Source organism: Ewingella americana ATCC 33852, from assembly GCF_000735345.1.
Classification (GTDB): Bacteria; Pseudomonadota; Gammaproteobacteria; order Enterobacterales; family Enterobacteriaceae; genus Ewingella; species Ewingella americana.
Map to the genome: position 1 here is coordinate 146,974 of NZ_JMPJ01000064.1, position 23,869 is coordinate 170,842.

Sequence of the window (23,869 nt, forward strand, 5' to 3'; positions counted from 1 at the left end):
TTAACTCGGGTCGGCGGCGTCGGCTTTGGCGGCGCGCTCGGCCTGTTTCAACGCCTTATGCTGGCTGCGACGCCAGCGGAAGAATGCGCTGAGCATGGCTGAACACTCGTCGGCCAACACGCCCGACTCGATTTTGACCTGATGATTCATGCCCGGATGCCCCAGCACGTCTAAAAGTGAGCCCGCTGCGCCGGTTTTAAGGTCAGTCGCGCCATAAACCACGCGACGAATGCGGCTGTGGATCATCGCCCCGGCGCACATCACGCAGGGCTCCAGCGTTACATACAGCGTGGCGTCAAGCAGGCGATAGTTCTGCACCTTCTGCCCGCCCTCTCTCAGCGCCATGATCTCGGCGTGCGCCGTGGGGTCATGGTGACCAATCGAACGGTTCCAGCCTTCGCCAATCACCTGATTGTCCAGCACCAACACGGCACCCACCGGCACTTCTCCTTCATCCTGCGCCTTAAGGGCCAGATTCAACGCGTAGCGCATCCAATCTTCATCGCTGAATTGCTCAGTCACTCTCACCTCTACAACTTTTATCCGGCCGCTATTATAGCGTACTCACTAATTCTACCTAACCCATAAGGAGATCGGATAAATATTAATAGCGAGGAGAAGTCCTCAGCCGGATAAATGAGCGACTAGCCCGCGCCTCAAGCATCTCATCAGACACAGCAAATACGGCCATTAGCGGCGTTTCTGATCACAAAACTGGCGCTACCGTCAGGAGAAGGTTGGCAAAGCGGCGCTGCTCACCGCTGGCAATCACCAATAACGTTTGCTCAGATTTAACCGCCGCATAAAAACACTCACGCTCGAGATGTTCAATGAGGCAGTGTTCTGGCAACAACTGCCGATATTCGGCTTCAATGGTATTGATGAAATCGGAGGGTGATGCCATAAGAACGGCTTTCTCTACATTTATACAGGTCAGGACTTTCTCGAGAATGCTCGTGGCACCGAGTAACCCCGGGGACAAATTCAAATAAATGATTTTTGCCTCCTTCGGGGCATTGGTTACATGGGCATAATTGCTATCTGCGATTAGAAGTTGGCTCTTATGGCCACATTTCGCCAGCGCGCAGAGCAACTCTGGGTGGATAACGTCGAACTTAATCATGGCTCTCTCTCAGCAAAGGCAGACAGTGGTGGCGAACTGTCTGCGAATGACTTACATGCGATAAATTCCGCCATTAACATCTATAGTGGTGCCCGTGATAAAGCCGTCATACTCTGCGGCCAAGAATGTGATTGCCCGCGCCACATCTTCCGGCGTCCCTGCTCTACCCAATGGAATTGCCTTAATTGTCTCTTCAGCCGATTCTTTTGTGGTGTGTCGATTATGGAAACGCGTTCCCAGAATTAACCCGGGGGCGACGGCATTCACCCGGATACCCTGCTCACCCAACTCAGCCGCCAGAGAGCGTGTCCAAGTCAGCACCGCCCCTTTGGTTGTGGAGTAAACCAACGAGCCTGAGTGCCCGCCAGCGCGGCCAGCCAATGAGGCGAGATTGATAATGCTGGCGCCCTCAGCCGCCTCCCGTAAAAATGGCAGCGCGGACTGAGTGACATTCAGCATGGTGGTCAAATTGACATCGATAACTTTTTGCCAAAACTGATGCTCTATCTCCCCCAGCCACTTTCTACCCACAATGCCGCCGACGTTGTTAATCAAAATATCCACGCCGCCGAGGAATTCTGCCCCCGTTGTGACATAGCGACTTGTCTCCTCCAGTGAGGTTAAATCGCCATACATATAGCCCGCTTTCTGTCCGAGAGAATCTGCCAGCGCAACCAATGCCTTAGGCCCGCTTTCGTCACTATGGTAATGACAGTAAATATCGCATCCTGCTTTAATTAACATTTCTGCCGTTGCCCAACCAATACCTTGTTCAGCACCTGTAATTAAAACTCTCTTGCCAGTCAAACTGCCCATATATGATTCCTCTACTCTCTATTTCATTTATAAGAAAGGTTATGAATTGATGACGCCTTCGCGCTGCCTAGCGCAATAAAAGATGCAAGTCAGTCCGGTTATTAATAGGCACGACGCCATAAATAATAATCCTGACGCGCTGCTATGAGTGAGATCGGTCAGCACGCCCACAGTGTATGGCGCGACGAATCCACCTATATTACCGATGCAATTAACTACGGCTAATCCGGCCGCTGCCGCCGCACCATTTGAAATATTGGCTGGCATAGAGATGAACGACGGCACGGCAGTGTAAATACCAATAGACGCGACACATAAAAAAGAGAGTGAGACGAATAAGTTATATTTAAAGAAAACCATCGCCCCCACTAGGCCGATTGCGCCGACTATCATGCTGATCCCGCTAAATATGGCGAGTTTCTTTGTCTTACTTGCCAATAAACTCCAAGGATAAATAAGCAATGCCGCCAGTCCATAAGGGATCAGTGCCAGCAAACTGACTTTAAAAATGTTATCCCCAGAGATTGAAGTCAAAATAGAAGGCAGCCACATACCGAAGCCATAAATCCCACAGACCATGCCAAAATTCAGCATGGCGTAAAGCAAGTATTTTTTATTCTTCACACCGTTTATAAAATCAGCCAGTTTAATTTTAGAGCCTGATTTTGAACGATGTGTACTGTTCATTAGCCAGCTTTTTTCTTCTACATCTAAATATCCCACCTCTTTAGGCGAGTTCTTTATTATGAAGGGAAGCAGCAAGCCGATAATCACCGGTGGTAGTCCTTCAAGGATAAACAACAATTGCCATGGCTCAAAGCCAAACCATCCATTTTCAATATTCAGAATAAACCCTGAGATTGGCGATCCAATTGCATTAGAGAGCGGCTGGACAATAATAAACATACCCAGGATCTTGGTGCGGTATTTTTCAGGGAAAAACACCGTAAAGTAATAGATAACAGACGGGAAAAAACCGGCCTCGCAGACACCTAACATGAAACGACAAATATAGAGTTCGGTCGGCGTTCGAACAAAGCCGAGTAGAGTGGCAAATATTCCCCATGATATGAGTATTCTCGAAAACCAAATACGCGGACCAAACTTCACCGTTCCCGCATTACTCGGAATTTCAAATATAAAATACCCAATAAAGAATATCCCTGAAGCAAATCCAAAAGCCGAAGCCGTTAATCCAAGACTGTCTTCCAGCGCCATAGCCGCGTAGGCCATATTATTACGGTCAAGAAATGCCAAGAAATACAGCAAAATCATTAAAGGAACAATATGTAACGTGAGTTTCCTAATGGCGCTATTTTCAATTTCTTGTGGCGTTCTTTGTTTCATAGAAACTTATCCAATGTAGTTAATCGGAATGATAAGATTTTCAGATAAAAATAGAGCACCTGGATTAGGTGTATAACAAAAGATAAAAAAATAAGTCTTAGAAGAAATTATTTCCTCATGACACCTCTACATTATTTATTACTTATAACAGATCCTCTCTCAACTAAGGTTGGAGATAAGAGCAACTCTTTGGACTCGGGTATTTCATTATTGATACGACTAACAAGCCGCTCTACCATAATATTGGCCATTTCGGCCAACGGCGGCATGACAGAAGTGAGCCCTGGCTCGATAAAGGAGGAAATAGAAATATTATCGATACCCACGACTGAAATGCTTTCAGGAACATTCACGCCAGCGGCCCGGAACCCCATTATTAGGCCAATGCCTAGTGCATCATTGATGGCAACAATGCCATCGGGGCGGGGAGTTAGAGTGAGAATATCCCGCGCCATTGCTAACCCCAGCTCGTACATCTCAGTATCACCATATTCACTGCTGGCCTTGCATTCTATGACTCGGTGCTGCATTGAGTGCTGTCGAAGTGCAGTTAGAAAGCCCTCAATCTTCTGGTTACGGCCAATGGTCAGGGTAGATTCCGTGGCAAAAACGATATTCTGGCATCCGCGTTCTATCAGATGCTGTGTCGCAAGCTGGCCGGCTGCAATGTTGTCCATTGATACGCTGTCTATCTGAGATTCGCTGGCCATGTTGTCTGAGAACTGGCTGTCGTAGCTCACAATAAACATTCCTTTTTCGGCCGCCCGAACAAAATGCGTTTTGCGAATGTCGCTGGCCGCAACAATGATGCCGCGCACGCCATGTGAGAACATATCCTCAACAAATAAAGCCTCTTCACGCTCCTGACGATAAGAATTACTGAGTAAAACTCTATAGCGATATGCCCGTGCCGCGAGATCAACCTCGTGGGCTAATGCCGAAAAGCTAGGGTTAACAATCGAGGGCACCAACAAACCCATAATTCTTGTCTGGTCATTATTGATTGCTGCAACGGCCTTTCTCTCTGAGCGATAATTCAATTGAGACATAGCGTGTTCAATACGCTGAAGGGTTTCAGAACTTACCTGATTGAGCCGATTATTCAGGACGTTGGAAACGCTGCTAATTGAAACCCCAGCTAGACGAGCAACATCTCTAATATTCGCCATCTGATTAATACCTCAACCGTTACTTGCAATACCCTGACCGTTGTTAACAATCTATAGTCCTAAAAATTCTCAAGCAAGTGGTGATAAAGGTTTGTTTATATTTACGTCATGCTTTTGTGAAAATAGTCATATAAAAGAAGGCGTGTTTACTAAACATAATCAATAGAAGGTAAAGGTAAGTTCAGTTATCTAAAATCATTATTTATCAATTGAGTTTTATTCTTCAGGAGTTAAGTTTTTTTATAATCATATTTCTCGTGTTAATTTTTACATTATTTAATAATCTTCCAGCATGGCATGGTCATACGGATAAAAAATCTATCTAGAGAAGATATAGGCAGGATTTTTGAGGAAGGAAAAGCATCGGGCCGGATTAACCGGCCCGATATGTCACACCACTATTCGAGCTGCTGAAGCTCGCCCTGCTTGCTGACTCTGAAGCGATGCTCGCAGAAGAACAGCAGCGGGTTGTCCTGTTTACTGTCGCTGTAGCCACTGTAGAGCTTCAGCGGAGAGCCGATGCGTTGCTCGAGCTGCACCACCTTCTCTTCGCCCAAACAACGCAGTGGCAGAAGCCAACCGCCCTTGCCTCGCGCCATGCGGCTACCGACTAAACGGATGCGCGGCAAGAAAGGAGAAGCGTTATACACCTGCTGCACCAAGTTTTCGGGTGAGCCGGTGATTAACCACACTTCGGCATCGTGCTTCTCAATGTATTCGCGCAACCGCCGCTGAACCACCGGGAACGCCACCACTTTCTGGCGGAACCAGTTCACGAAGCGCAGTTCGAGGTCCTTCAGGTGCGACTCGCTGTGCCCGAAGGTGATTGACCACAGTAGCAGGCTCATCGGCCAGCGCGCGGCGCGGCCGTGGATCAGCATGCCTAAACCCACGACAGGTAACAGCGGCACCACTAACAACAGGTTTTGCGGCATCCGCCACAGCAGGAAGCGCATAAATGAGCCAAACATGTCCTGCTGGTGCAGCGTGCCATCCAAATCAAAAAATACTACTCGCCGATCCGCCTTCGCTCCCAATGCGTTACTCCTCGGGATCGTTGAACCCCATCATCCAGGTGAAAATAAATCCGGCTAATACGGTAATCAATATCCCAGCGAGGTACAACATCACTTTTCCCGACACAATGGTCAGGGCCAGAGGCAAACCTGAGATACCAAAAGTGATCACCGTCGCCACTTTCCAATAACAGATTAGCGCACCACCGACCGCTCCGCCCAAACATGCGCCAATAAAAGGTCGGCCAAGGGGCAGAGTCACGCCGAAAATCAGCGGCTCACCGATGCCCAAAATACCGACAGGTAGAGCACCTTTAATCACTTTTTTCAGCCGGGCATTGCGCGTTTTCATGTAAACGGCGATGGCCGCGCCCACTTGTCCGACGCCTGCCATGGCTAAAATCGGCAGCAGAGGATTGGAGCCGTGGGCCTGAATCAGCTCCACGTGGATCGGCACCAATCCCTGATGCAAGCCGGAAAGCACCAACGGCAGGAATGTTCCAGCGAGAATGGCCCCCACCACCAAGCCGCCTTTGTCGATTGCCAGATTCACCCCGTGGGCGATGGCATCGGAGATAACCCCGCCCAGCGGCTGAAGAATAACAATCGCCAGCGTGGCGGTGATGAGAGTGGTGATCAGCGGGTTGAGGATCAGCTCGACCGACTCCGGCAACCATTGGCGCAGCCGCTTTTCCAGCCAGCACATCAGCGCGACCACGAAGAGTACCGCGATCACCCCGCCGCGCCCCGGCTGGAGCGCTTCGCCAAACAGGGTAATTTGCGCCAACGCCGGGCTTGAGAGAATGCCCGCCATCACGCCGCCCATGGCCTGTGAGCCACCAAACACTCTCGCCGCGTTAACCCCGACCAGAATGTTCATGATGGCGAAAATCGCCCCGCCGAAGATCCCCAGCAGCCCGAGAATATTGGGGTAATCCAGCGCCAGAGAGCCAGCAATGTCCGGCCGCTTGAGCAAATTGATAATGCCCATGATCAGGCCGGAGGCAATAAACGCCGGGATAAGAGGAATGAAAACGTTGGCGAGTTGGCGCAAAGCGCCGCTCATAGGCGCAGAGTATTTCGACTTGGCATCGGCCTTATTTCGGGCAATCAGGTCCTGCGAGGCCGCCGGGGCTGGCGCGCCTGAGAGCAGCTCGCGCATGGCATCCACCACCTTCGCCGCCGCGCCTGGGCCGACCACAAACTGATGCTGCTCGCCTTGCTTGATATAGCCCTTAACGCCGTCGAGCGTCTGAATACCTTTCAAATCAAGCAGCTGCTCGTCGTGCACTTCAACTCGAACTCGCGTCATGCAGTTTTCGAGTTTACTGATATTGCTCTCGCCACCCACCCGTTGCAGGATTTGCGTTGCCAGCAGCTGCGTTTTGTCCATTGCCGTCGCCATACCCTTCCCCCATCAGCCTGAAAGCCTTAACCCGCGAGCGCCGCGCGCAGGAATCCGTGGTGCGCCGTCAGCCGCTGAATGGCTTCTTGAGCACTGATATTTGCCAAAATCATCAGAATCGCCGGTTTCACTTCGAAGTCGGTTTGCGAGAGCGCAGCTTCGGCATCGGACCGCGCGGCACCCGTGGCTTCCACCACAATGCGGCAGGCCCGGTCCACCAGCTTGACGTTGGTGGCCTTCACATCAACCATCAGGTTTTGATAAACCTTGCCGTTTTTCACCATCGCGCCGGTTGAAATCATATTCAGCACCAGCTTCTGCGCGGTGCCGGATTTCAAACGGGTCGAGCCAGTCAGCGCCTCGGGGCCGACTACCGGAGAAATCGCCACCTGCGCCTCATGAGCAATTGGCGAATCCGGGTTGCAGGAGATAGCTACCGTGGCGCAGCCCAGCTCTCTCGCGTAGCGCAGCGCGCCGATGACATAAGGGGTGCGCCCGGAAGCTGCCAGCCCCACGATGGTGTCCGCCGGGGTGATTTGCAGGTTTTTCAGGTCGGTGACGCCCAGCTCTTCGCTATCCTCCGCTCCTTCTACGGCTTTGAGCAATGCCCCCGGCCCACCGGCAATCAGCCCAACGACTAAGCCATGAGGCACGCCAAAGGTCGGCGGGCACTCGGAGGCGTCGAGCACGCCGAGACGCCCGCTGGTGCCCGCGCCGAGGTAAATCAAACGACCTCCGGCCTTAAAGGAAGCGGCGGCCATATCCACGGCCTGAGCGACCTCTGGCAGCACGGCGCGGATGGCTTCCGGCACTTTGCTGTCTTCGTGATTGAAGGTGGCGACCATCTCCAAAGTGGTCATTTCATCAAGGTTCATGGTGGCCGGATTGCGGCTTTCTGAAACGAGCGATCCTAGGTTCATTGGCTGACTCCTGAATTTTTAATTCAAAATATTAATTCATATTTGAATATTTTATTCTTAAAGGCGAGGGAATTTTGCTACCTTAGATAAGATAATGTTCAATTCGTGATGTGCGTAGGTGCTAAGGGAAGGTCCGACAATGAGCAGTATGATCCGAATTCGTCAGCTCTACCCCACGTTGGCGCAGAATGACCGCAAGCTGGCCGACTTCTTGCTGCAACAGCCGGAGAAGGCGCGGCACCTTAGCTCGCAGAAGCTGGCGGAGATGGCGGGAGTCAGCCAGTCCGGGGTGGTGAAATTCGCCCAGAAGCTAGGTTACAAAGGCTTTCCGGCACTCAAGCTGGCGCTCAGTGAAGCTCTCTCCTCGCCGCAAAATGAAGTGGCGGTCACGGTACATAATCAGATTATCAGCACCGACAGCCTTCAAACCGTCGGCGAAAAGCTGCTGGCGGAAAAGTACGCCGCGCTGCGTGCCACGCTGGATATCAACAACGAACAGCGCCTCCAGCAGGCATTATCGATGCTTACCCATGCGCGTAAAATCGTGCTCACCGGCATTGGTGCGTCGGGGCTGGTGGCGAAAGACTTGGCGTATAAGCTGTTGAAAATTGGACTGACGGCCATCGCCGAGCCGGATACACATGTGCTGCTGGCGACGGTTCAAGCGCTGTCGAAAGACGATTTATTGCTGGCTATCTCTTTCAGCGGCGAGCGGCGGGAGATTAATTTGGCGGCAGATGTCGCCCGCAAGAGTGGCGCGCAGGTGCTGGCCCTCACGGGCTTTTCGCCCAATACGCTGCAACAGCAGGCTTCCCACTGCCTGTACACCGTGGCAGAACTCCCGGCGACGCGCGGCGCGGCTATCTCCTCGACCACCGCGCAGTATTCCCTGACGGATATCTTATTTATGGCGTTAATTCAGCAAGATAGCGAGAGAGCGCCGGGGCGGATTAAGCACAGCGAGGAGTTGGTGAAGAAGCTGGTTTGATCGGGATCATTCCACAGCGCGATTGTCTTTTCGGCAGGCTCTCGGGCAGGTCAAATCTGCTATACTGCGCGACTTCATTATTACTGACGCGAGAGAGATCATGGCCCTGCTTATCACACACAAATGCATTAACTGCGACATGTGCGAGCCGGAGTGCCCGAATCAAGCGATCTCAATGGGTGATGAAATTTATCAGATCGACAGCGATCGCTGCACGGAGTGTGTCGGTCATTATGATAAACCCACCTGCCAAAGCGTGTGCCCTATCGATAACACCATCATTGTGGATGCGCTGCACACTGAAACCAATGAGCAGCTGTGGGACAAGTTTGTATTGCTGCATCACGCCGCACAGCTGTAAGGCTGGCGGCGCGAAGCGTACTGTTTTAGCTTTCGATAATCACCGTGGCGCAGGCATAGCGGCGCTCATCGGCTAGCGTCACGTGCACCGATTTAACCCCCAGCTCTAACGCCATTTCCGCCGCGCGCTCGTGAAATACCAGCCCCGGCTTGCCCAATGGGTCGTTTACCACTTCGAACTGCTCAAACGCCAAGCCGTTACGGATGCCGGTGCCCAGCGCTTTGGCCGCTGCCTCTTTCACCGCAAAACGTTTGGCGAGAAAGCGCACCGGCTGCTGGTGATTCTGATACAGAGCCCACTCATTGGCACACAGTATCCGTTTCGCCAGCCGATCGCCGCTGCGCTCTACCACGGCTTCAATACGGGTAATTTCGACGATGTCGGTACCCAGTCCAAGAATAGCCATTAACGGCGTGCTTCCCGCATCAGGAGCTTCATCTCGCGCACCGCGCTTGCCAGCCCGTCAATCACGGCCTGCCCGATGATGGCATGGCCGATATTCAGCTCGTGCATCTCTGGCAGCGCGGCGATTGGCAGCACGTTGTGGTAGGTCAGGCCGTGACCAGCATTCACCTTCAGCCCTTTGCTGGCGGCGTAGGTCGCGCCTCTCTTGATGCGCTCCAGCTCGGCAAGGCGCTCGATATCGGTTTTGGCATCAGCGTAAGCGCCAGTGTGGATTTCGATATAAGGCGCGCCAACGGCAACCGCGGCGTCGATTTGGCGGAAGTCAGCATCAATAAACAGTGAAACCAAAATCCCGGCTTCTGACAGGCGGGAGACGGCGACGGTCATTTTGTCGATTTGGCCCGCAACGTCCAGACCGCCTTCGGTGGTCACTTCTTCGCGCTTTTCCGGCACCAGGCAGCAGAAGTGCGGCTGGGTTTCGCAGGCAATGCCGATCATTTCATCGGTCACCGCCATCTCGAGATTCATGCGAGTCTGGATAGTCTGGCGCAGCAAACGCACATCGCGGTCAGTAATGTGGCGGCGATCTTCACGCAGATGCACAGTAATACCGTCAGCGCCCGCCTGCTCGGCAATAAACGCGGCCTGAACCGGATCAGGATAGGCCGTGCCACGCGCGTTACGCAGGGTGGCGATGTGGTCGATATTAATGCCTAACAGCAGTTCAGCCATGACAACTCCAGTAAATAGGTTAAAGAGTTCGCAAAAGGATCGGGTTGATACTGACGGTTTTCCCGCTAATTGGCGCAGTTTACACCTGTATCAGGCGTGTCGGGTACCCCAGCGGGCAATTTATTCGGCGGGCGTTTCGGGTGTGGTTGCGGGCTTTTTGACTAAGAACTGGCGGAATAGCTCGCGGCTTTTCAACGGCTTACCACCAAGATAGGGCTTGAGCGCCATGCGGGTAAATCGTTTGGCGGCGCGCAGTGTGGCGACGTCTGGGAATTCGCGATTCGCCAAGGCCTTGAGGTCGCGGCCGGTGAAGCTCAGGTTGTCGACCACCAGACTGGCAATAAAACCTTTTTCTTCGCGATAGCGATAGGTCATGGTGTCGCTCACTTCCTCGCCGCTACCGGCGCAGTGCAGGAAATCAACGCCATAGCCGAGGTTATGCAGCAAAGCCAGCTCGAACTGGCGCAGCGACTGTTCCGGAGAGCCGGTGGCTCCCGCCAGATTTTGCAGGCAGTTGAGGTAGTCGAAAAATAGCGAGGAATAGTTAGTTTCTTGCTCGAGGACGCGGGCCACCAGCTCATTAACATACAGGCCGCTGTAGAGCATCAAGCCAGAGAGAGGGAGTGCGAGGGAGACTGGCTCAGCGTTGCGCAGGGTTTTGACTTCTCCCCGGCCGCTCCAGCGAACCAATAAAGGTGTAAAAGGCTGCAAGCAGCCTTTTAAGTTTGACCGACGTCCGCGCGCACCCTTTGCCAGAATGCGCACGCGCCCCTGTCCTTCAGTGAAGAGATCCAGCATCAGGCTGGTTTCACTGTAAGGTCGCCCATGTAAAACAAATGCGCGTTGCCAGCCTTCCATAGGCGGGGACCTTATAAGTCGTCTACATAACCCAAGCTGCGCAGCGCACGTTCGTCATCTGCCCAACCGGATTTAACCTTGACCCACAGCTCAAGGTGAACTTTCGCTTCGAACATCTCTTCCATGTCCTGACGCGCTTCGATACCAATGGTTTTGATTTTCGAGCCTTTGTTGCCGATGACCATTTTCTTCTGGCCTTCGCGCTCAACTAAAATCAAGCCGTTGATGTCATAACCGCCGCGCTCGTTGGTCACAAAGCGTTCAATTTCAACGGTTACCGAGTAAGGCAGCTCTTCACCCAAGAAACGCATCAGCTTTTCACGGATGATTTCTGACGCCATAAAGCGCTGTGAACGGTCAGTAATGTAATCTTCAGGGAAGTGATGAATCGCTTCCGGCAGACGCTTACGCACAATGCTGGCGATGGTATCAACGTTGATACCTTTCTCGGCAGACATTGGCACGATGTCGATGAAGTTCATCTGCTCGCTGAGGAACTGCAAGTGTGGCAGCAGCTTGGACTTGTCGGTCACGTTGTCGATTTTGTTGATAGCCAGCAAGACAGGTGACTTCAGGTCACGCAGCTTGTTCACTACCATTTCGTCATCCGGCGTCCAGTGGGTGCCTTCAACCACGAAAATAACCAATTCAACATCACCGATTGAGCTGCTGGCAGCACGGTTCATCAGGCGGTTAATGGCCCGCTTTTCTTCAATGTGTAACCCAGGGGTGTCAACGTAGATAGCCTGATAAGGGCCTTCAGTATGGATACCCATAATACGGTGACGGGTGGTTTGTGGTTTGCGTGAAGTAATGGAGATCTTCTGCCCCAGTAATTCATTCAACAACGTCGATTTGCCGACGTTAGGCCGGCCTACGATGGCAACAAAACCACAGTAATTTTTTTCTTCGCTCATTCAAGCTCCAGCTGTATCAGCGCTTGTTCCGCTGCCGCCTGCTCGGCTTTTCTGCGACTTGAACCGGTTCCTACAACCGGCTGGCTCAAGCCACTGACCTGGCAGTGGATGGTAAACTCCTGATCGTGTGCTTCACCGCGAACCTGCACAACCAGATAAGAAGGCAATGGCAGATGGCGACCTTGTAAAAACTCCTGCAAACGGGTTTTTGGGTCTTTCTGCTTATCACCGGGACTGATTTCGTCAAGACGACTACGGTACCAGTCAAGAATCAATCTTTCGACATTCTGGATATCACTGTCCAAGAACACGCCGCCGATGAGTGCCTCCACCGTATCCGCGAGAATAGACTCGCGGCGGAAACCACCACTTTTCAATTCTCCCGGCCCTAAACGCAAGCACTCGCCGAGATCAAATTCACGCGCCATTTCTGCCAATGTATTTCCGCGAACCAAAGTGGCACGCATGCGACTCATATCGCCTTCATCAACGCGAGGAAAACGGTGATAAAGAGCGTTGGCGATAACAAAACTAAGGATTGAGTCACCCAGGAATTCTAAACGCTCGTTATGTTTGCTGCTGGCGCTGCGGTGAGTCAGTGCCTGCAATAAGAGCTCCTGCTGTTGAAAAGTGTAGCCCAGCTTTCGCTGTAGCCTGTTTATTACGATGGGATTCATGAGTTACCAATAGATCAAGAATGCGTCAAAAACTTCAGCATACGGAACAGGCCTGCTTCGCCTTAAGCCAATCCAAAGCTGTTTCGTTTGCAGTGGCTCCCTCTATTCTTTTTAAATCTCGTCATTTAAAGACCAATTTAAAAACCGGGGAGCCAACTTTTATCGCTCGAAAGTGTATTCTACAACGTGTGGAAATATATTGCTGCGGAAATAGACCGCAACAAATTAATGAATTCCACCGATGCGGCTCAGGCGAACACCTGTTGGCCACTCACCTTCCTGCTTTTTAAAACTCATCCAGATACCCGACGCACGGCCCACCAGATTTTTCTCTGGTACAAAGCCCCAATAACGGCTGTCGGCGCTATTGTCGCGGTTATCACCCATCATGAAATAATGACCGGCTGGAACAACCCAAGTCCCCATAGGCTGGCCCGGTTGCTGATAATAAGCACCCAGTTGGTCACGCGCGCCAGGCACGGTCAGAATATTATGGGTCACATTGCCCAAGGTTTCCTGACGTGCTAACAGGCGAATACCGTCTTGTGGCACGCTATCAGTTGGAGGAATTTCAAAGAAGCCGCTGGTGGCTTCACTGCCGCTAGCCTGACCGAAAGTCTGGACGAAACCACTCGCCTTACCTTCATCATAAGTCACAGCCAGCGCGGTGCTGCAATTCTGACCACTGTTACAAGCAGGCTGAACGGTCACCTGCTTGCTGAAGGGATCATAAGTCACGCGATCGCCCGGCAAACCCACTAAACGTTTGATGTAATCCACACTTGGATTTAATGGGTATTTGAATACCACCACATCACCGCGTTTTGGCTCGCCGGTTGGGATCAGTTTGGTCTGAGTGATAGGATCTTTCAGGCCATAGGCATATTTTTCAACCACGATGAAATCGCCGATTAACAGCGTTGGCATCATTGAACCTGACGGAATTTGGAAAGGTTCATAGATAAATGAACGCACCACAAATACCACCAGAAGCACCGGGAAAACAGAGGCGCAGGTTTCCACCCAGCCCGGCTGTTTTGCGGCTTTGCTCAGCGTCTTCTCATCGACGGCGCCAGCAGTTTCTACCTTGAGAGCGGCAATCTTTGCCCGGCGAGCCGGGGCAAATTTGAAACGATCAAGACACCAGATAATCCCCGACACCAGCGTTGCAATCGCCAGAATCAAGGCAAACATGTTAGCCATGCATACTCCTACCACTCATTGGGGGCTTATTTGCCGTCTTTACCAACATGGAGAATCGCCAGGAATGCTTCCTGAGGTAACTCAACGTTACCCACTTGTTTCATGCGCTTCTTACCATCTTTCTGTTTCTGTAGCAGTTTCTTCTTACGGCTCACGTCACCGCCGTAGCACTTAGCCAAGACGTTTTTACGCAACTGTTTAACAGTAGAGCGCGCAATAATATGTGCGCCAATCGCTGCCTGAATCGCAATATCGAACTGTTGACGCGGGATAAGTTCCTGCATCTTTTCAACCAGCTGACGACCACGGAACTGTGAGTTACCACGGTGGGTGATCAGCGCCAGCGCATCCACGCGGTCGCCGTTGATCAGAACATCAACACGCACCATGTCAGACGCCTGGAAACGCTTAAAGTTGTAATCCAGTGAAGCGTAGCCGCGAGAGGTTGATTTCAGACGGTCGAAGAAGTCGAGAACCACTTCCGCCATCGGGATTTCATAGGTCAGAGCAACTTGGTTACCGTGGTAAACCATGTTGGTCTGCACGCCGCGCTTTTCAATACACAGGGTGATCACGCTGCCCAGATACTCTTGCGGCATCAGCATGTGACACTCAGCAATTGGCTCACGCAGTTCTTGAATGTTGTTCAGCGCCGGCAGTTTTGACGGGCTATCAACATAAATCACTTCGCCGCCGGTGGTTTCTACTTCGTAGACTACCGTTGGCGCCGTGGTGATCAGGTCCAGATCGTATTCACGCTCCAGACGCTCTTGAATGATCTCCATGTGCAGCAGGCCAAGGAAGCCACAGCGGAAGCCGAAGCCCAGCGCGGTAGAGCTTTCTGGCTCATAGAACAGTGAGGCGTCATTCAGGCTAAGTTTGCCTAAAGCGTCGCGGAAGTTTTCATAGTCGTCGGAGCTTACCGGGAACAGACCTGCGTAAACCTGTGGTTTCACCTTCTTAAAGCCTGGAAGGGCTTTATCCGCAGGATTACGTGACAGAGTCAAGGTATCGCCTACCGGCGCGCCGAGGATGTCTTTAATGGCGCAAACCAACCAGCCAACTTCCCCGCAACCCAGTGAGTCACGGTCAACACGTTTTGGTGTGAAAATACCCAGACGGTCAGCGTTATAAATCTGCCCGGTACTCATCACTTTAATTTTGTCACCCTTTCTCAGGGTACCGTTTTTGATTCGAATCAGGGACACAACGCCCAGATAGTTATCGAACCATGAGTCGATGATCAGCGCCTGAAGAGGAGCTTCTGGATCACCTTCCGGCGGCGGAATATCACGCACTAAGCGTTCCAGCACGTCTGGAACACCCAAGCCGGTTTTCGCAGAGCAGCGCACCGCGTCGGTGGCATCGATACCCACGATGTCTTCGATCTCTTGAGCAGCGCGCTCAGGATCTGCCGCAGGCAGGTCGATTTTGTTCAGAACCGGAACCACTTCCAGATCCATTTCCATCGCCGTGTAGCAGTTCGCCAGCGTCTGGGCTTCTACGCCCTGCCCGGCATCCACCACCAGCAATGCGCCTTCACAGGCAGCAAGGGAGCGGGATACTTCGTAGGAGAAGTCAACGTGCCCTGGGGTATCGATGAAGTTCAGGTGGTAGGTTTCGCCATCCTGAGCTTTGTAATCGAGGGTGACGCTTTGCGCTTTGATGGTGATCCCGCGCTCGCGTTCCAGGTCCATTGAGTCAAGAACTTGCGCTTCCATTTCACGATCTGACAGGCCACCGCAGATTTGAATAATACGATCGGACAGCGTCGACTTACCGTGGTCAATATGAGCGATGATGGAAAAGTTTCTTATGTTCTTCATTATAAAGAGTTTCTACCTTGGTATTTCTGAATCATTCGCCATAAAAACACAGCGACGGTTTGTAAGTTGGCTGTCTTTCGCCTGAGTCGCAGCATTCTACATGTCAGGGGCCTGAAAACCTAGTCTCACCGCCACGGAACTCTGGATTATGCACTGATTCCTGTCAGTAAATCCCCCCGCAAATGCAATAAGTTGTAAGCAGTTAGCGCACTTAGTCAGGCAGCCCTTTTTGATAGGCACAGGGACGCTGGGACTTTAGGAAAATGCTCATATACTCACCAGCCGAAAAGCCTTTAAATAACTGTTATAAAAGAATTTATTAGCATTTTATTTTTCACTTTTTTAACTTTTTTGCTTTATTTTTCAATCCGGTCACTAAGGTTAGCATCATGATCAATGAAGGGCGTTTGCTAAGTCAGCATGGCTTTGCCAGAGTCAATTCCTGGATCACCATGGTTCTCGCCACATTATTAATCGTTGGCGGCGCGGTCCAGGTGGTATTTCTGCTTGCTCTGGGAAGGTCAAGCGACGGTGGTTTGTATGTCATCACCCTCACCGCTATTTTCAGCATCGGGTTAGGCATCGCTTTATTTATTTTCCGCCATATTCTTAAGCCGAAACAAATCTATCAGCTGCATGAAAATGGAATTCTGGCGATTAATGAACGGGAGCACAAAAACCGTTTTATTCCCTTTGAAAGGATCACTGAGATATATAGATTCAGGACCGGGAAATACTCCAGAAAAATACTCAACACTATGGCTTTCCGCGAAGGCAACAGTCCTCATTGGCACAAAATAACGCCCAATATTGCCCATGCCGAAAGACTGGTTGAAGTGATCAAGAATGAGCAGTTGATGACCAAAGGGCCGCAGGCGTTAAATATTCTGGCTAACGATGGCAGCGTAGTTTTCACTTATCACGCGGCGGCAAGATGTGGCCTTCGCCATTTATTTGCTAATAATCTCATGGGGTTAAATGAGAAGAAATTGCGGCTGAGTGCGCGTTTCCTCACCTCGGACGATGGAATTTGCATTCCCGTTGAGGAAATTCAATATATCAGCGGCGGCTCGAACAGCCAGATGATCCACCTGATGGACGGCAACCGGCGCATTCTTTTCTCAGTGTTATATACATCGCTGTTCAATGCCGACCTGTTCATCGCGCTGATTGAACATATGATCCAGAATCGGATCCCAATCCGCAATTAGCATGAACCGGCTGAAGCCTGACAATGACGCTAGAAACAAAAATCGCCGCCCTTGGGCAGCGATTTTTTTATTCTTTAGCTTCGAATCAAGCCGAGATTATGGCGCGATATGCGCGTTGTCCGTCTGGAAGCGGAATGCATCTGGCGGTAAGCCTATCTGCAAAATAACCGGCTGATACCCAGCCTGCTTCTCAAGGCTGGTCGCTAAGGCTCGGGCCACCAAGAAACCCGCAACGCCGCCAGTCACCGCGCCCACCACCGAGTAAAGATCACTTTGCGTCAGCCACTGCAACAACCCGCCGCCCAGGATCACGCCGAGCAGAGGTGTCATGTAAACCAACAGCGCGGAACGCAGCAGGTTACCTTCGGTGATACCCAACTCAACTTTTTGACCCGGCTGAAGCTGTTCGGCAATGCGTACTTGAAGGTTATGTTCCGTTTGCGGGCCTAGCTCGTTGAGCACGCGCGCACCGCAGCCAGAACGTGAATGGCAGCTGCTACAACCCGCCTGCGTCTCACAACGCAGCTTAGCGATACCGTCCTGCCACGAAACGACTGTGGCCCATTCTTTCAACATATCAAGTACCTAACCTTTTAGGGTGTCGCGAACACGATGCTATCAGCAATGCGTTTCGCTGTTGCAGGCGGCAATTCGCCTACGACCGTAATTTCATTGGCGTTACGGACTTCTGTCTGCACTGTGCGACGCCCCTGCCGGACAAGCTGCTCTGAAGGGCCGCTGGTGGTGGCATTGACGTTAACTGAGAAACTGAAAAGCCCGTCGGAATATAAGCGCGATTCTACCGCGACAGGGACATTTGGCAAGTTTCTGCGGCTACGCGCAACTTCAGTCACACCGTCAGGTAACCATTTCGGCTGCCAAGTAAAGGTGGCTTTTTCGCCTTCGGGTACAGAGAGAACTGGCGGCAAGGTCGCTTTTTCCAGCCCGGTGAGTGCCCCTTTGACTTCATCATCGTCTACAAAGGAGATCACGCGGAACTGCTCTAAGGTTTCACCATCGCGATCCAGCAGATCGACGCGCAGCGGCAGCTTGGTATCTTCATCAACCCAGATAACATAGCTAAAGCGCGTACCATCACGGGACACCACGCGAACCACTTGGCTTAGACGGTCTACAGCGCGCCCACGGCCAACGGGGATAAAATCGTAGTATTTCGCCAGGCGAGAAAAATCACTGAACACCACGGTCGGCAGCGAATCAACGATATGGTCACCGTCGAGGGTGAAAGGCTGAAGCCCGGTCTCGAAGTAACTGATCTCTTTGCCACGCTGGACGATTTCGCGTCGAGGGCCGTCCATCAGGACAAGCTGCGCGAGAGGGATATGATCGGAGATAGCATGACGATAGCGATAGGAATCAATTCCCTGCTTCGTGATGCTAATGAAGGCGATTTCATAATTTAGTGACTGGCTCGCCTTGCTCATCTCTTGCAATAACGCCTCGGGAGTAGGTTCTGCCGAGGCGATTGCAGGAGTTAACAGGCTACCGGTCAGTAAACAAACGGCAAACCAAATTTGCTTCATTACTGCGTTTGCATTCCTAAAGACTGAGTTCCGGGTACTTGAACCGCTGCCTGTTGTGGCGTGGCAGTTTCCAACTGAAGCTGATCAGAATGCAATCTACGTTGCAGCTCATAATCCTGCAAAAGAGCATTAATGCGTTTACGCTGTTCCTGCACGTTTTGCTTGCCATCTAACGAAGTGCTTTCACTCGTTGGCACGCCAAAACTAACTGGAGAAGCTTTGCCAATGATAGGCACGGTGTTGAATGCAGGCGTTTCTGGAGAAGCACCAGAAGCGTCAGGCTGGTTGTAATATTGAACGCCAGCGATGACCGCCAGAGAAACGCACGCCGCCACGCCAACTTGCGTCAGTTGGCTCGCCCATGGACGAACTTTATGCCAGAAAGGCATTTTCTCCCATGAATGAGGCTGCGGTTGCGATTCACGCACAGCACCAGGAACTAGCTTAGCTGGCTCATTCGCCAACGCAGCAGCAACACGGTCTGCAATATCAAGATGCACGACATTTCCCATATCACCGCGCATGGTGTCGCGGATCAGATGATAACTCTGCCAGCTTTGTTGAAGCGTTTTATCATCCGACAGCGAATTCAGCAGTTCGGAATCTAATGCTTCACCATCCATTAGAGCGGAAAGCTTTTCTTTCTGCATGCCTAGTACCCTTCCAGTGTCCGCCATCGTTAACGCTGAATCAGCGGTTGAACTTTATTATCAATAGCTTCCCGGGCACGGAAAATACGGGATCTTACCGTACCCACGGGGCAGTCCATGATGGCGGCTATTTCTTCGTAGCTCAATCCATCTAACTCCCTTAAGGTGATCGCCATGCGGAGATCTTCAGGAAGTGCTTCAATAGTACGGAAAACTATCTGCCGTAACTCTTCTGACAACATCAAATTCTCAGGGTTCGAAATTTCTTTTAATGCACCGCCACTTTCGAAGTTTTCAGCATCATTTGCATCTACATCGCTAGAAGGCGGTCGGCGGCCCTGAGCCACCAGATAATTCTTCGCCGTGTTGACCGCGATACGGTACAACCACGTATAAAAAGCACTGTCGCCGCGGAATGACTCTAACGCGCGATAGGCTTTAATGAATGATTCTTGAACCACATCAGGCACATCGCCTTGTGGTACGTAGCGGGAAACAAGGCTCGCTACTTTATGCTGGTAACGGACTACCAGTAAATTGAACGATTTCTGATCACCCTTCTGGACCCGCTCGACCAGAACCTGATCTGCTAACTGCTCGCTCATCCGAGGTAAAGTCTCCCCAAAACTATCTCCGCGCATAAAGTAGTACTGCCAGCTATCATCATTATATTCCTGAGCAAGTACTGCTTGGAGTTCACATGAAACGTTAAGTTCCACATCGCTGTTGTTTTTTCTATTAAAGTCTCAAGTCCGTGGCTTTTGCCAGGATGTTTAGGCTAACATGAATTTCACTCTTCTTCTGCAAACATCATACGCTATGCAACCTTCATCTGAATTTGTCAGCGATGTCTTGATCATCGGAAGCGGCGCTGCCGGTCTGTCATTAGCCTTACGGCTTGCCGACCATTGCAGCGTCACCGTCCTTAGCAAGGGACCTTTAAACGAAGGTTCAACCTTTTATGCTCAAGGTGGCATCGCGGCGGTATTCGATGAAACTGACAGCATTAGCTCGCACGTAGATGACACGCTGATTGCCGGTGCCGGTTTATGTGACAAAGAAGCCGTGGAATTTATCGCCGGTAATGCGCGCCATTGCGTGCAGTGGCTGATAGACCAAGGCGTGCTGTTTGACACCGAAACCAACGCCAGCTCCGAAGAGCGATATCACCTCACTCGCGAGGGCGGCCATAGCCACCGCCGAATTCTGCATAGTGCTGATGCTACTGGTAAAGAAGTAGAGACTACGCTGGTAGGTAAAGCAAGAAATCACCCGAATATTTGCGTAAAAGAGCGCTATAACGCGGTCGATCTTATCACTTCGAGCAAGATTGGTTTGCCGGGTACTCAGCGCGTGGTCGGGGCTTATGTATGGAATCGCCAAAAAGAACAGGTCGAAACCTTCCGCGCGAAAGCCGTGATCCTAGCCACCGGCGGCGCAGCTAAAGTCTACCAATACACCACCAACCCAGATATCTCCTCGGGTGATGGCATTGCGATGGCGTGGCGCGCGGGCTGCCGGGTCGCTAACCTCGAATTCAACCAGTTCCACCCGACCTGCTTATACCACCCGCAGGCAAGAAACTTCCTGCTAACTGAAGCCCTGCGCGGCGAAGGGGCTTATCTCAAGCGCCCGGACGGCAGCCGCTTCATGCCAGATTTCGACTCGCGTGGCGAACTTGCGCCGCGTGACGTGGTGGCGCGCGCCATTGACCACGAGATGAAACGCCTCGGCGCCGACTGCATGTATCTCGACATCAGCCATCGCCCGCCGGAATTCATCATGCAGCACTTCCCGATGATCTATGAAAAGCTGCTGTCGCTGGGTATTGATCTGACGAAAGAAGCCATCCCGATTGTTCCCGCTGCCCACTACACCTGCGGCGGCGTGATGGTCGACCAACACGGGCGCACCGACCTTGATGGCTTGTATGCGATTGGCGAAGTGAGCTATACCGGCCTGCACGGCGCGAATCGTCTGGCGTCAAACTCCCTGCTCGAATGCGTGGTTTACGGCTGGTCGGCGGCGGAAGACATTATCAAGCGCCTGCCTCATGCCAAGCTGGCCAAGCAGTTACCGCCTTGGGATGAGAGCCGAGTTGATAACTCGGATGAGCAGGTGGTTATTCAGCATAACTGGCACGAATTGCGTCTGTTTATGTGGGACTACGTGGGAATTGTGCGTACCACCAAACGCCTCGAGCGTGCGCTGCGCCGCATCATGACGCTTCAGCAGGAGATTGATGAGTATTACGCCAACTTTAGAATTTCCAACAACTTGCTGGAACTTCGTAACTTGGTTCAGGTAGCAGAACTGATCGTTCGCAGCGCCATGAAGCGAAAAGAGAGCCGTGGTTTGCACTTCACACTCGACTACCCTGACCTGCTCGACGAGCCTCAGCCAACCATTCTTCAGCCTTAATAGAGTGGCGACCAGTGCGACGGATCGCACTGGTCGCCCCTTAACTCAATAATTCAGATAGAAATCAGCGATTAAAGCGCGGAACTCCGGGCTATAAACCCCTTCGCGCTCACGCAAATCCATCTCTTGAAGACGAGCTTCGGTAGGTTGTTTACTGAGCACTAACAGCAGGCGATTGAGCGGCTTGCCGGGGCGATCGCGCACGGCGAGGCGGCTGAATGTGAACCACCCTGCTTGCTGCGCTTTGGCTTCGAGCTGCAATCCAAGGTCATAAGGCAGCACCACGCAGAACTTGCCATTGGGCTGCAAAAGCTTATCGGCACAGTCGAGCAAGGCGGCGTGAGTCAGGGTTTCAGTATAACGGGCGGTATTGCGCGCCTCATCGCGGCAGGCCACGGCGGCCTCGAAATAAGGCGGATTGCTGACGATCAGGTCATAATGAGCCGGGTGCGATTGGGCAACGACATGAATATCTTGCGCGAAAACCTGAAGTCTCGCCGCCCACGGCGAACCTTGGAAATTCTCGGCCGCCTGTTCGGCTGCGGGAATATCCAGCTCCACGGCGTCAATCATGACGGCGTCATCGGTTCTTTGCGCCAGCATCAGCGCGATAAGGCCACTGCCTGAGCCGATGTCCAGCACGCGAGTGGCCCCCGCCACCGGCGCCCATGCCCCGAGCAGCACGCCATCGGTACCGACTTTCATTGCACAGCGATCGTGTGCAACAAAAAACTGTTTGAATGTAAATCCATTACGCCGCATTGGCTGACTGGCACTGACTTCTTTCACCACATTTTTCACCGTTAAACCATCAGCAAGACGGCCTGATATCCAGAACTGACGTAGCATAGGGGAAACATTCGGCAAGGAAAAGCCACGCTAGCCGCTTAAATAGGTGAAGATCGCGCCTAACACGTCTATAATCGGCGCCCCAAGTAGAGGTAGACCATGACTGTAACCAATTTTTCCGAACTCGAACTCGATGAACGCCTAATAGACGCCCTGAGCGAAAAAGGCTATAGCCGCCCGACTGTCATTCAGGCAGAGGCCATTCCGCCAGCGATGGACGGACGCGATGTGTTGGGTTCGGCTCCTACCGGCACCGGCAAAACAGCAGCGTTCTTGCTGCCTGCATTGCAGCATTTGCTGGATTTCCCGCGTAAGAAATCTGGTCCGCCACGTATTCTTATTCTGACGCCAACCCGCGAACTTGCGATGCAGGTTGCTGAACAGGCACGCGAACTCGCCAAGCACACTGATTTAGACATCGCCACTATCACTGGCGGCGTAGCGTACATGAACCACGCCGAAGTGTTCAGCGAAAATCAGGACATCGTGGTCGCCACCACGGGCCGCTTGCTGCAATACATCAAAGAAGAAAACTTTGACTGCCGCGCCATTGAAACGCTGATCCTTGACGAAGCTGACCGCATGCTGGACATGGGCTTCGCGCAAGATATCGAAACCATTTCCGCCGAAGCGCGCTGGCGCAAACAGACGTTGCTGTTCTCCGCAACGCTGGAAGGCGAAGCGATTCGCGAATTCGCAGAACGCATTCTGTCCGAGCCAGTTGAGATCGAAGCCGATCCTTCTCGCCGCGAACGCAAAAAGATTTTGCAGTGGTACTACCGCGCCGATGACGTCGCGCACAAGACCCAGATGCTGATCCACCTTCTGAATCAAGAAGATGTGACCAAGTCCGTGATCTTCGTGCGTAAACGCGAGCGCGTGCACGAGCTGGTAGCCTGGCTGCGTGAAGCAGGGATCAACTCCTGCTATCTCGAAGGGGAAATGGTTCAGGTTAAACGTACTGAAGCAGTAAAACGCATGGTTGAAGACCGCGTTAACGTGCTGGTTGCCACCGATATCGCCGCGCGCGGTCTGGATATCAACGACATCAGCCACGTGTTCAACTTCGACCTGCCGCTGACCGCAGACACCTACCTGCACCGTATTGGCCGTACTGGCCGTATGGGCCGCAAAGGGACTGCAATCTCCTTCGTTGAAGCGCATGACCATCTGCTGCTGGGCAAAATTGGCCGTTACCTGAATGAGCCATTGAAGCCGCGCGTGATTGATGAGCTGCGTCCGAAGACCAAAGCGCCAAGTGAGAAAACCACCGGCAAGCCGTCGAAGAAGGTGCTGGCGAAGCGTAAAGAGAAGCAGAAAGAAGCACAGGCAAAATCAAAAGTTAAAGTGAAAGTGCGCCACCGCGACAGTAAAAACGTCGGTAAACGCCGCGTGAAAGCTGAAGCTGACACCAAAGGCAGCGCGAAATAA

The 23,869-nt window shown here is 52.1% G+C and carries 25 protein-coding genes; 5 read left to right on the plus strand and 20 right to left on the minus strand.

Annotated features, from left to right (window positions below):
• From tadA to murQ, 8 genes are all read right to left on the minus strand, one after another.
• A complete protein-coding gene (gene tadA, locus GEAM_RS14005; RefSeq protein WP_256594477.1) occupies positions 1-522 on the minus strand; it encodes a tRNA adenosine(34) deaminase TadA in 522 nt (173 codons plus the stop codon).
• A gap of 184 nt (positions 523-706) precedes the next feature.
• Positions 707-1,123: an RbsD/FucU domain-containing protein gene (locus GEAM_RS14010; RefSeq protein ID WP_034792517.1), complete on the minus strand. Its 417-nt coding sequence runs from the start codon at positions 1,121-1,123 to the stop codon at positions 707-709.
• Positions 1,124-1,174: 51 nt separating this feature from the next.
• Complete coding sequence (locus GEAM_RS14015; RefSeq protein ID WP_034792519.1) at positions 1,175-1,939, minus strand: SDR family NAD(P)-dependent oxidoreductase; 765 nt, start codon at positions 1,937-1,939, stop codon at positions 1,175-1,177.
• A 39-nt stretch (positions 1,940-1,978) separates the two neighbouring features.
• Positions 1,979-3,286 carry an MFS transporter gene (locus GEAM_RS14020; RefSeq protein ID WP_034792521.1) on the minus strand — a complete coding sequence of 436 codons (1,308 nt, stop codon included), beginning with the start codon at positions 3,284-3,286 and terminating at the stop codon, positions 1,979-1,981.
• A gap of 131 nt (positions 3,287-3,417) precedes the next feature.
• Positions 3,418-4,455 (minus strand): LacI family DNA-binding transcriptional regulator, encoded by a 1,038-nt coding sequence (locus tag GEAM_RS14025; protein ID WP_034792523.1) that lies wholly within the window; start codon positions 4,453-4,455, stop codon positions 3,418-3,420.
• Positions 4,456-4,853: 398 nt separating this feature from the next.
• Positions 4,854-5,492, minus strand: coding sequence for a phosphatidylglycerophosphatase C (gene yfhb, locus GEAM_RS14030; protein ID WP_034792525.1), 639 nt, complete (start codon positions 5,490-5,492; stop codon positions 4,854-4,856).
• Between the two features lie 4 nt (positions 5,493-5,496).
• Positions 5,497-6,864, minus strand: coding sequence for a PTS transporter subunit EIIC (locus GEAM_RS14035; RefSeq protein ID WP_034792527.1), 1,368 nt, complete (start codon positions 6,862-6,864; stop codon positions 5,497-5,499).
• Positions 6,865-6,902: 38 nt separating this feature from the next.
• Entirely contained in the window at positions 6,903-7,796 is an 894-nt protein-coding gene (gene murQ / locus GEAM_RS14040; protein ID WP_034792530.1) for an N-acetylmuramic acid 6-phosphate etherase, read from the minus strand.
• 139 nt (positions 7,797-7,935) lie between these two features.
• Here murQ and GEAM_RS14045 point away from each other — a divergent pair, with 139 nt between their 5' ends.
• Together GEAM_RS14045 and GEAM_RS14050 are read left to right on the plus strand one after the other, a co-directional pair.
• On the plus strand, positions 7,936-8,784 hold the full coding sequence (locus tag GEAM_RS14045) for a MurR/RpiR family transcriptional regulator (protein WP_034792533.1): 849 nt from the start codon (positions 7,936-7,938) through the stop codon (positions 8,782-8,784).
• A gap of 100 nt (positions 8,785-8,884) precedes the next feature.
• Positions 8,885-9,145 carry a YfhL family 4Fe-4S dicluster ferredoxin gene (locus GEAM_RS14050; RefSeq protein ID WP_034792536.1) on the plus strand — a complete coding sequence of 87 codons (261 nt, stop codon included), beginning with the start codon at positions 8,885-8,887 and terminating at the stop codon, positions 9,143-9,145.
• Between the two features lie 25 nt (positions 9,146-9,170).
• Here the strand turns inward: GEAM_RS14050 and acpS are convergent, their stop codons facing one another.
• The 7 genes from acpS to lepA all read right to left on the minus strand — a co-directional run bounded on the left by acpS (position 9,171) and on the right by lepA (position 15,763).
• Positions 9,171-9,551: a holo-ACP synthase gene (acpS, locus tag GEAM_RS14055; RefSeq protein WP_034792539.1), complete on the minus strand. Its 381-nt coding sequence runs from the start codon at positions 9,549-9,551 to the stop codon at positions 9,171-9,173.
• Positions 9,551-10,282: a pyridoxine 5'-phosphate synthase gene (pdxJ, locus tag GEAM_RS14060; protein WP_034792542.1), complete on the minus strand. Its 732-nt coding sequence runs from the start codon at positions 10,280-10,282 to the stop codon at positions 9,551-9,553. The genes acpS and pdxJ overlap by 1 nt, the downstream gene beginning before the upstream one ends.
• Before the next feature lie 120 nt (positions 10,283-10,402).
• Positions 10,403-11,140 carry a DNA repair protein RecO gene (gene recO, locus GEAM_RS14065; protein WP_034792545.1) on the minus strand — a complete coding sequence of 246 codons (738 nt, stop codon included), beginning with the start codon at positions 11,138-11,140 and terminating at the stop codon, positions 10,403-10,405.
• 11 nt (positions 11,141-11,151) lie between these two features.
• Complete coding sequence (era, locus tag GEAM_RS14070; protein WP_034792547.1) at positions 11,152-12,057, minus strand: GTPase Era; 906 nt, start codon at positions 12,055-12,057, stop codon at positions 11,152-11,154.
• Positions 12,054-12,734, minus strand: coding sequence for a ribonuclease III (gene rnc, locus GEAM_RS14075; protein ID WP_034792549.1), 681 nt, complete (start codon positions 12,732-12,734; stop codon positions 12,054-12,056). Before rnc ends, era begins: the two co-directional genes overlap by 4 nt.
• 225 nt (positions 12,735-12,959) lie before the next feature.
• A complete protein-coding gene (gene lepB / locus GEAM_RS14080) occupies positions 12,960-13,937 on the minus strand; it encodes a signal peptidase I (protein WP_034792550.1) in 978 nt (325 codons plus the stop codon).
• A 26-nt stretch (positions 13,938-13,963) separates the two neighbouring features.
• Positions 13,964-15,763: a translation elongation factor 4 gene (gene lepA / locus GEAM_RS14085; RefSeq protein ID WP_034792551.1), complete on the minus strand. Its 1,800-nt coding sequence runs from the start codon at positions 15,761-15,763 to the stop codon at positions 13,964-13,966.
• A 389-nt stretch (positions 15,764-16,152) separates the two neighbouring features.
• Here lepA and GEAM_RS14090 point away from each other — a divergent pair, with 389 nt between their 5' ends.
• Entirely contained in the window at positions 16,153-16,974 is an 822-nt protein-coding gene (locus GEAM_RS14090; protein WP_034792552.1) for a DUF308 domain-containing protein, read from the plus strand.
• 96 nt (positions 16,975-17,070) lie between these two features.
• Here the strand turns inward: GEAM_RS14090 and rseC are convergent, their stop codons facing one another.
• Genes rseC through rpoE form a run of 4 tightly spaced genes read right to left on the minus strand, consistent with a single transcriptional unit; the run spans position 17,071 to position 19,773 of the window.
• The gene (gene rseC / locus GEAM_RS14095) at positions 17,071-17,550 is read right to left on the minus strand and encodes a SoxR-reducing system protein RseC (RefSeq protein ID WP_034792553.1); all 480 of its coding nucleotides are present in this window, start codon (positions 17,548-17,550) and stop codon (positions 17,071-17,073) included.
• Between the two features lie 17 nt (positions 17,551-17,567).
• Positions 17,568-18,518, minus strand: coding sequence for a sigma-E factor regulatory protein RseB (gene rseB / locus GEAM_RS14100; protein ID WP_034792555.1), 951 nt, complete (start codon positions 18,516-18,518; stop codon positions 17,568-17,570).
• Positions 18,518-19,168, minus strand: coding sequence for an anti-sigma-E factor RseA (gene rseA / locus GEAM_RS14105; RefSeq protein ID WP_034792556.1), 651 nt, complete (start codon positions 19,166-19,168; stop codon positions 18,518-18,520). The genes rseB and rseA overlap by 1 nt, the downstream gene beginning before the upstream one ends.
• A gap of 29 nt (positions 19,169-19,197) precedes the next feature.
• Complete coding sequence (rpoE, locus tag GEAM_RS14110) at positions 19,198-19,773, minus strand: RNA polymerase sigma factor RpoE (RefSeq protein ID WP_034792729.1); 576 nt, start codon at positions 19,771-19,773, stop codon at positions 19,198-19,200.
• Between the two features lie 214 nt (positions 19,774-19,987).
• Here rpoE and nadB point away from each other — a divergent pair, with 214 nt between their 5' ends.
• Positions 19,988-21,589, plus strand: coding sequence for an L-aspartate oxidase (gene nadB, locus GEAM_RS14115; protein ID WP_172468443.1), 1,602 nt, complete (start codon positions 19,988-19,990; stop codon positions 21,587-21,589).
• A gap of 45 nt (positions 21,590-21,634) precedes the next feature.
• On the opposite strand, the gene trmN is transcribed toward nadB, so the two are convergent.
• A complete protein-coding gene (gene trmN / locus GEAM_RS14120; RefSeq protein ID WP_419471246.1) occupies positions 21,635-22,378 on the minus strand; it encodes a tRNA(1)(Val) (adenine(37)-N(6))-methyltransferase TrmN in 744 nt (247 codons plus the stop codon).
• Between the two features lie 159 nt (positions 22,379-22,537).
• Between trmN and srmB the strand changes: the two genes are divergently transcribed.
• Positions 22,538-23,869: an ATP-dependent RNA helicase SrmB gene (gene srmB, locus GEAM_RS14125; RefSeq protein WP_034792563.1), complete on the plus strand. Its 1,332-nt coding sequence runs from the start codon at positions 22,538-22,540 to the stop codon at positions 23,867-23,869.

Bases quoted from the DNA above. Each gene is read 5' to 3' on its own strand.
- lepB (WP_034792550.1), bottom strand. From the start codon at position 13,937: ATGGCTAACATGTTTGCCTTGATTCTGGCGATTGCAACGCTGGTGTCG.
- GEAM_RS14025 (WP_034792523.1), bottom strand. From the start codon at position 4,455: ATGGCGAATATTAGAGATGTTGCTCGTCTAGCTGGGGTTTCAATTAGC.
- GEAM_RS14020 (WP_034792521.1), bottom strand. From the start codon at position 3,286: ATGAAACAAAGAACGCCACAAGAAATTGAAAATAGCGCCATTAGGAAA.
- GEAM_RS14015 (WP_034792519.1), bottom strand. From the start codon at position 1,939: ATGGGCAGTTTGACTGGCAAGAGAGTTTTAATTACAGGTGCTGAACAA.
- pdxJ (WP_034792542.1), bottom strand. From the start codon at position 10,282: ATGGCTGAACTGCTGTTAGGCATTAATATCGACCACATCGCCACCCTG.
- rseC (WP_034792553.1), bottom strand. From the start codon at position 17,550: ATGTTGAAAGAATGGGCCACAGTCGTTTCGTGGCAGGACGGTATCGCT.
- GEAM_RS14045 (WP_034792533.1), top strand. From the start codon at position 7,936: ATGAGCAGTATGATCCGAATTCGTCAGCTCTACCCCACGTTGGCGCAG.
- recO (WP_034792545.1), bottom strand. From the start codon at position 11,140: ATGGAAGGCTGGCAACGCGCATTTGTTTTACATGGGCGACCTTACAGT.
- GEAM_RS14010 (WP_034792517.1), bottom strand. From the start codon at position 1,123: ATGATTAAGTTCGACGTTATCCACCCAGAGTTGCTCTGCGCGCTGGCG.
- GEAM_RS14050 (WP_034792536.1), top strand. From the start codon at position 8,885: ATGGCCCTGCTTATCACACACAAATGCATTAACTGCGACATGTGCGAG.
- acpS (WP_034792539.1), bottom strand. From the start codon at position 9,551: ATGGCTATTCTTGGACTGGGTACCGACATCGTCGAAATTACCCGTATT.
- nadB (WP_172468443.1), top strand. From the start codon at position 19,988: ATGCAACCTTCATCTGAATTTGTCAGCGATGTCTTGATCATCGGAAGC.
- era (WP_034792547.1), bottom strand. From the start codon at position 12,057: ATGAGCGAAGAAAAAAATTACTGTGGTTTTGTTGCCATCGTAGGCCGG.
- srmB (WP_034792563.1), top strand. From the start codon at position 22,538: ATGACTGTAACCAATTTTTCCGAACTCGAACTCGATGAACGCCTAATA.
- rpoE (WP_034792729.1), bottom strand. From the start codon at position 19,773: ATGAGCGAGCAGTTAGCAGATCAGGTTCTGGTCGAGCGGGTCCAGAAG.
- rseA (WP_034792556.1), bottom strand. From the start codon at position 19,168: ATGCAGAAAGAAAAGCTTTCCGCTCTAATGGATGGTGAAGCATTAGAT.
- murQ (WP_034792530.1), bottom strand. From the start codon at position 7,796: ATGAACCTAGGATCGCTCGTTTCAGAAAGCCGCAATCCGGCCACCATG.
- lepA (WP_034792551.1), bottom strand. From the start codon at position 15,763: ATGAAGAACATAAGAAACTTTTCCATCATCGCTCATATTGACCACGGT.
- rseB (WP_034792555.1), bottom strand. From the start codon at position 18,518: ATGAAGCAAATTTGGTTTGCCGTTTGTTTACTGACCGGTAGCCTGTTA.
- GEAM_RS14035 (WP_034792527.1), bottom strand. From the start codon at position 6,864: ATGGACAAAACGCAGCTGCTGGCAACGCAAATCCTGCAACGGGTGGGT.
- rnc (WP_034792549.1), bottom strand. From the start codon at position 12,734: ATGAATCCCATCGTAATAAACAGGCTACAGCGAAAGCTGGGCTACACT.
- GEAM_RS14090 (WP_034792552.1), top strand. From the start codon at position 16,153: ATGATCAATGAAGGGCGTTTGCTAAGTCAGCATGGCTTTGCCAGAGTC.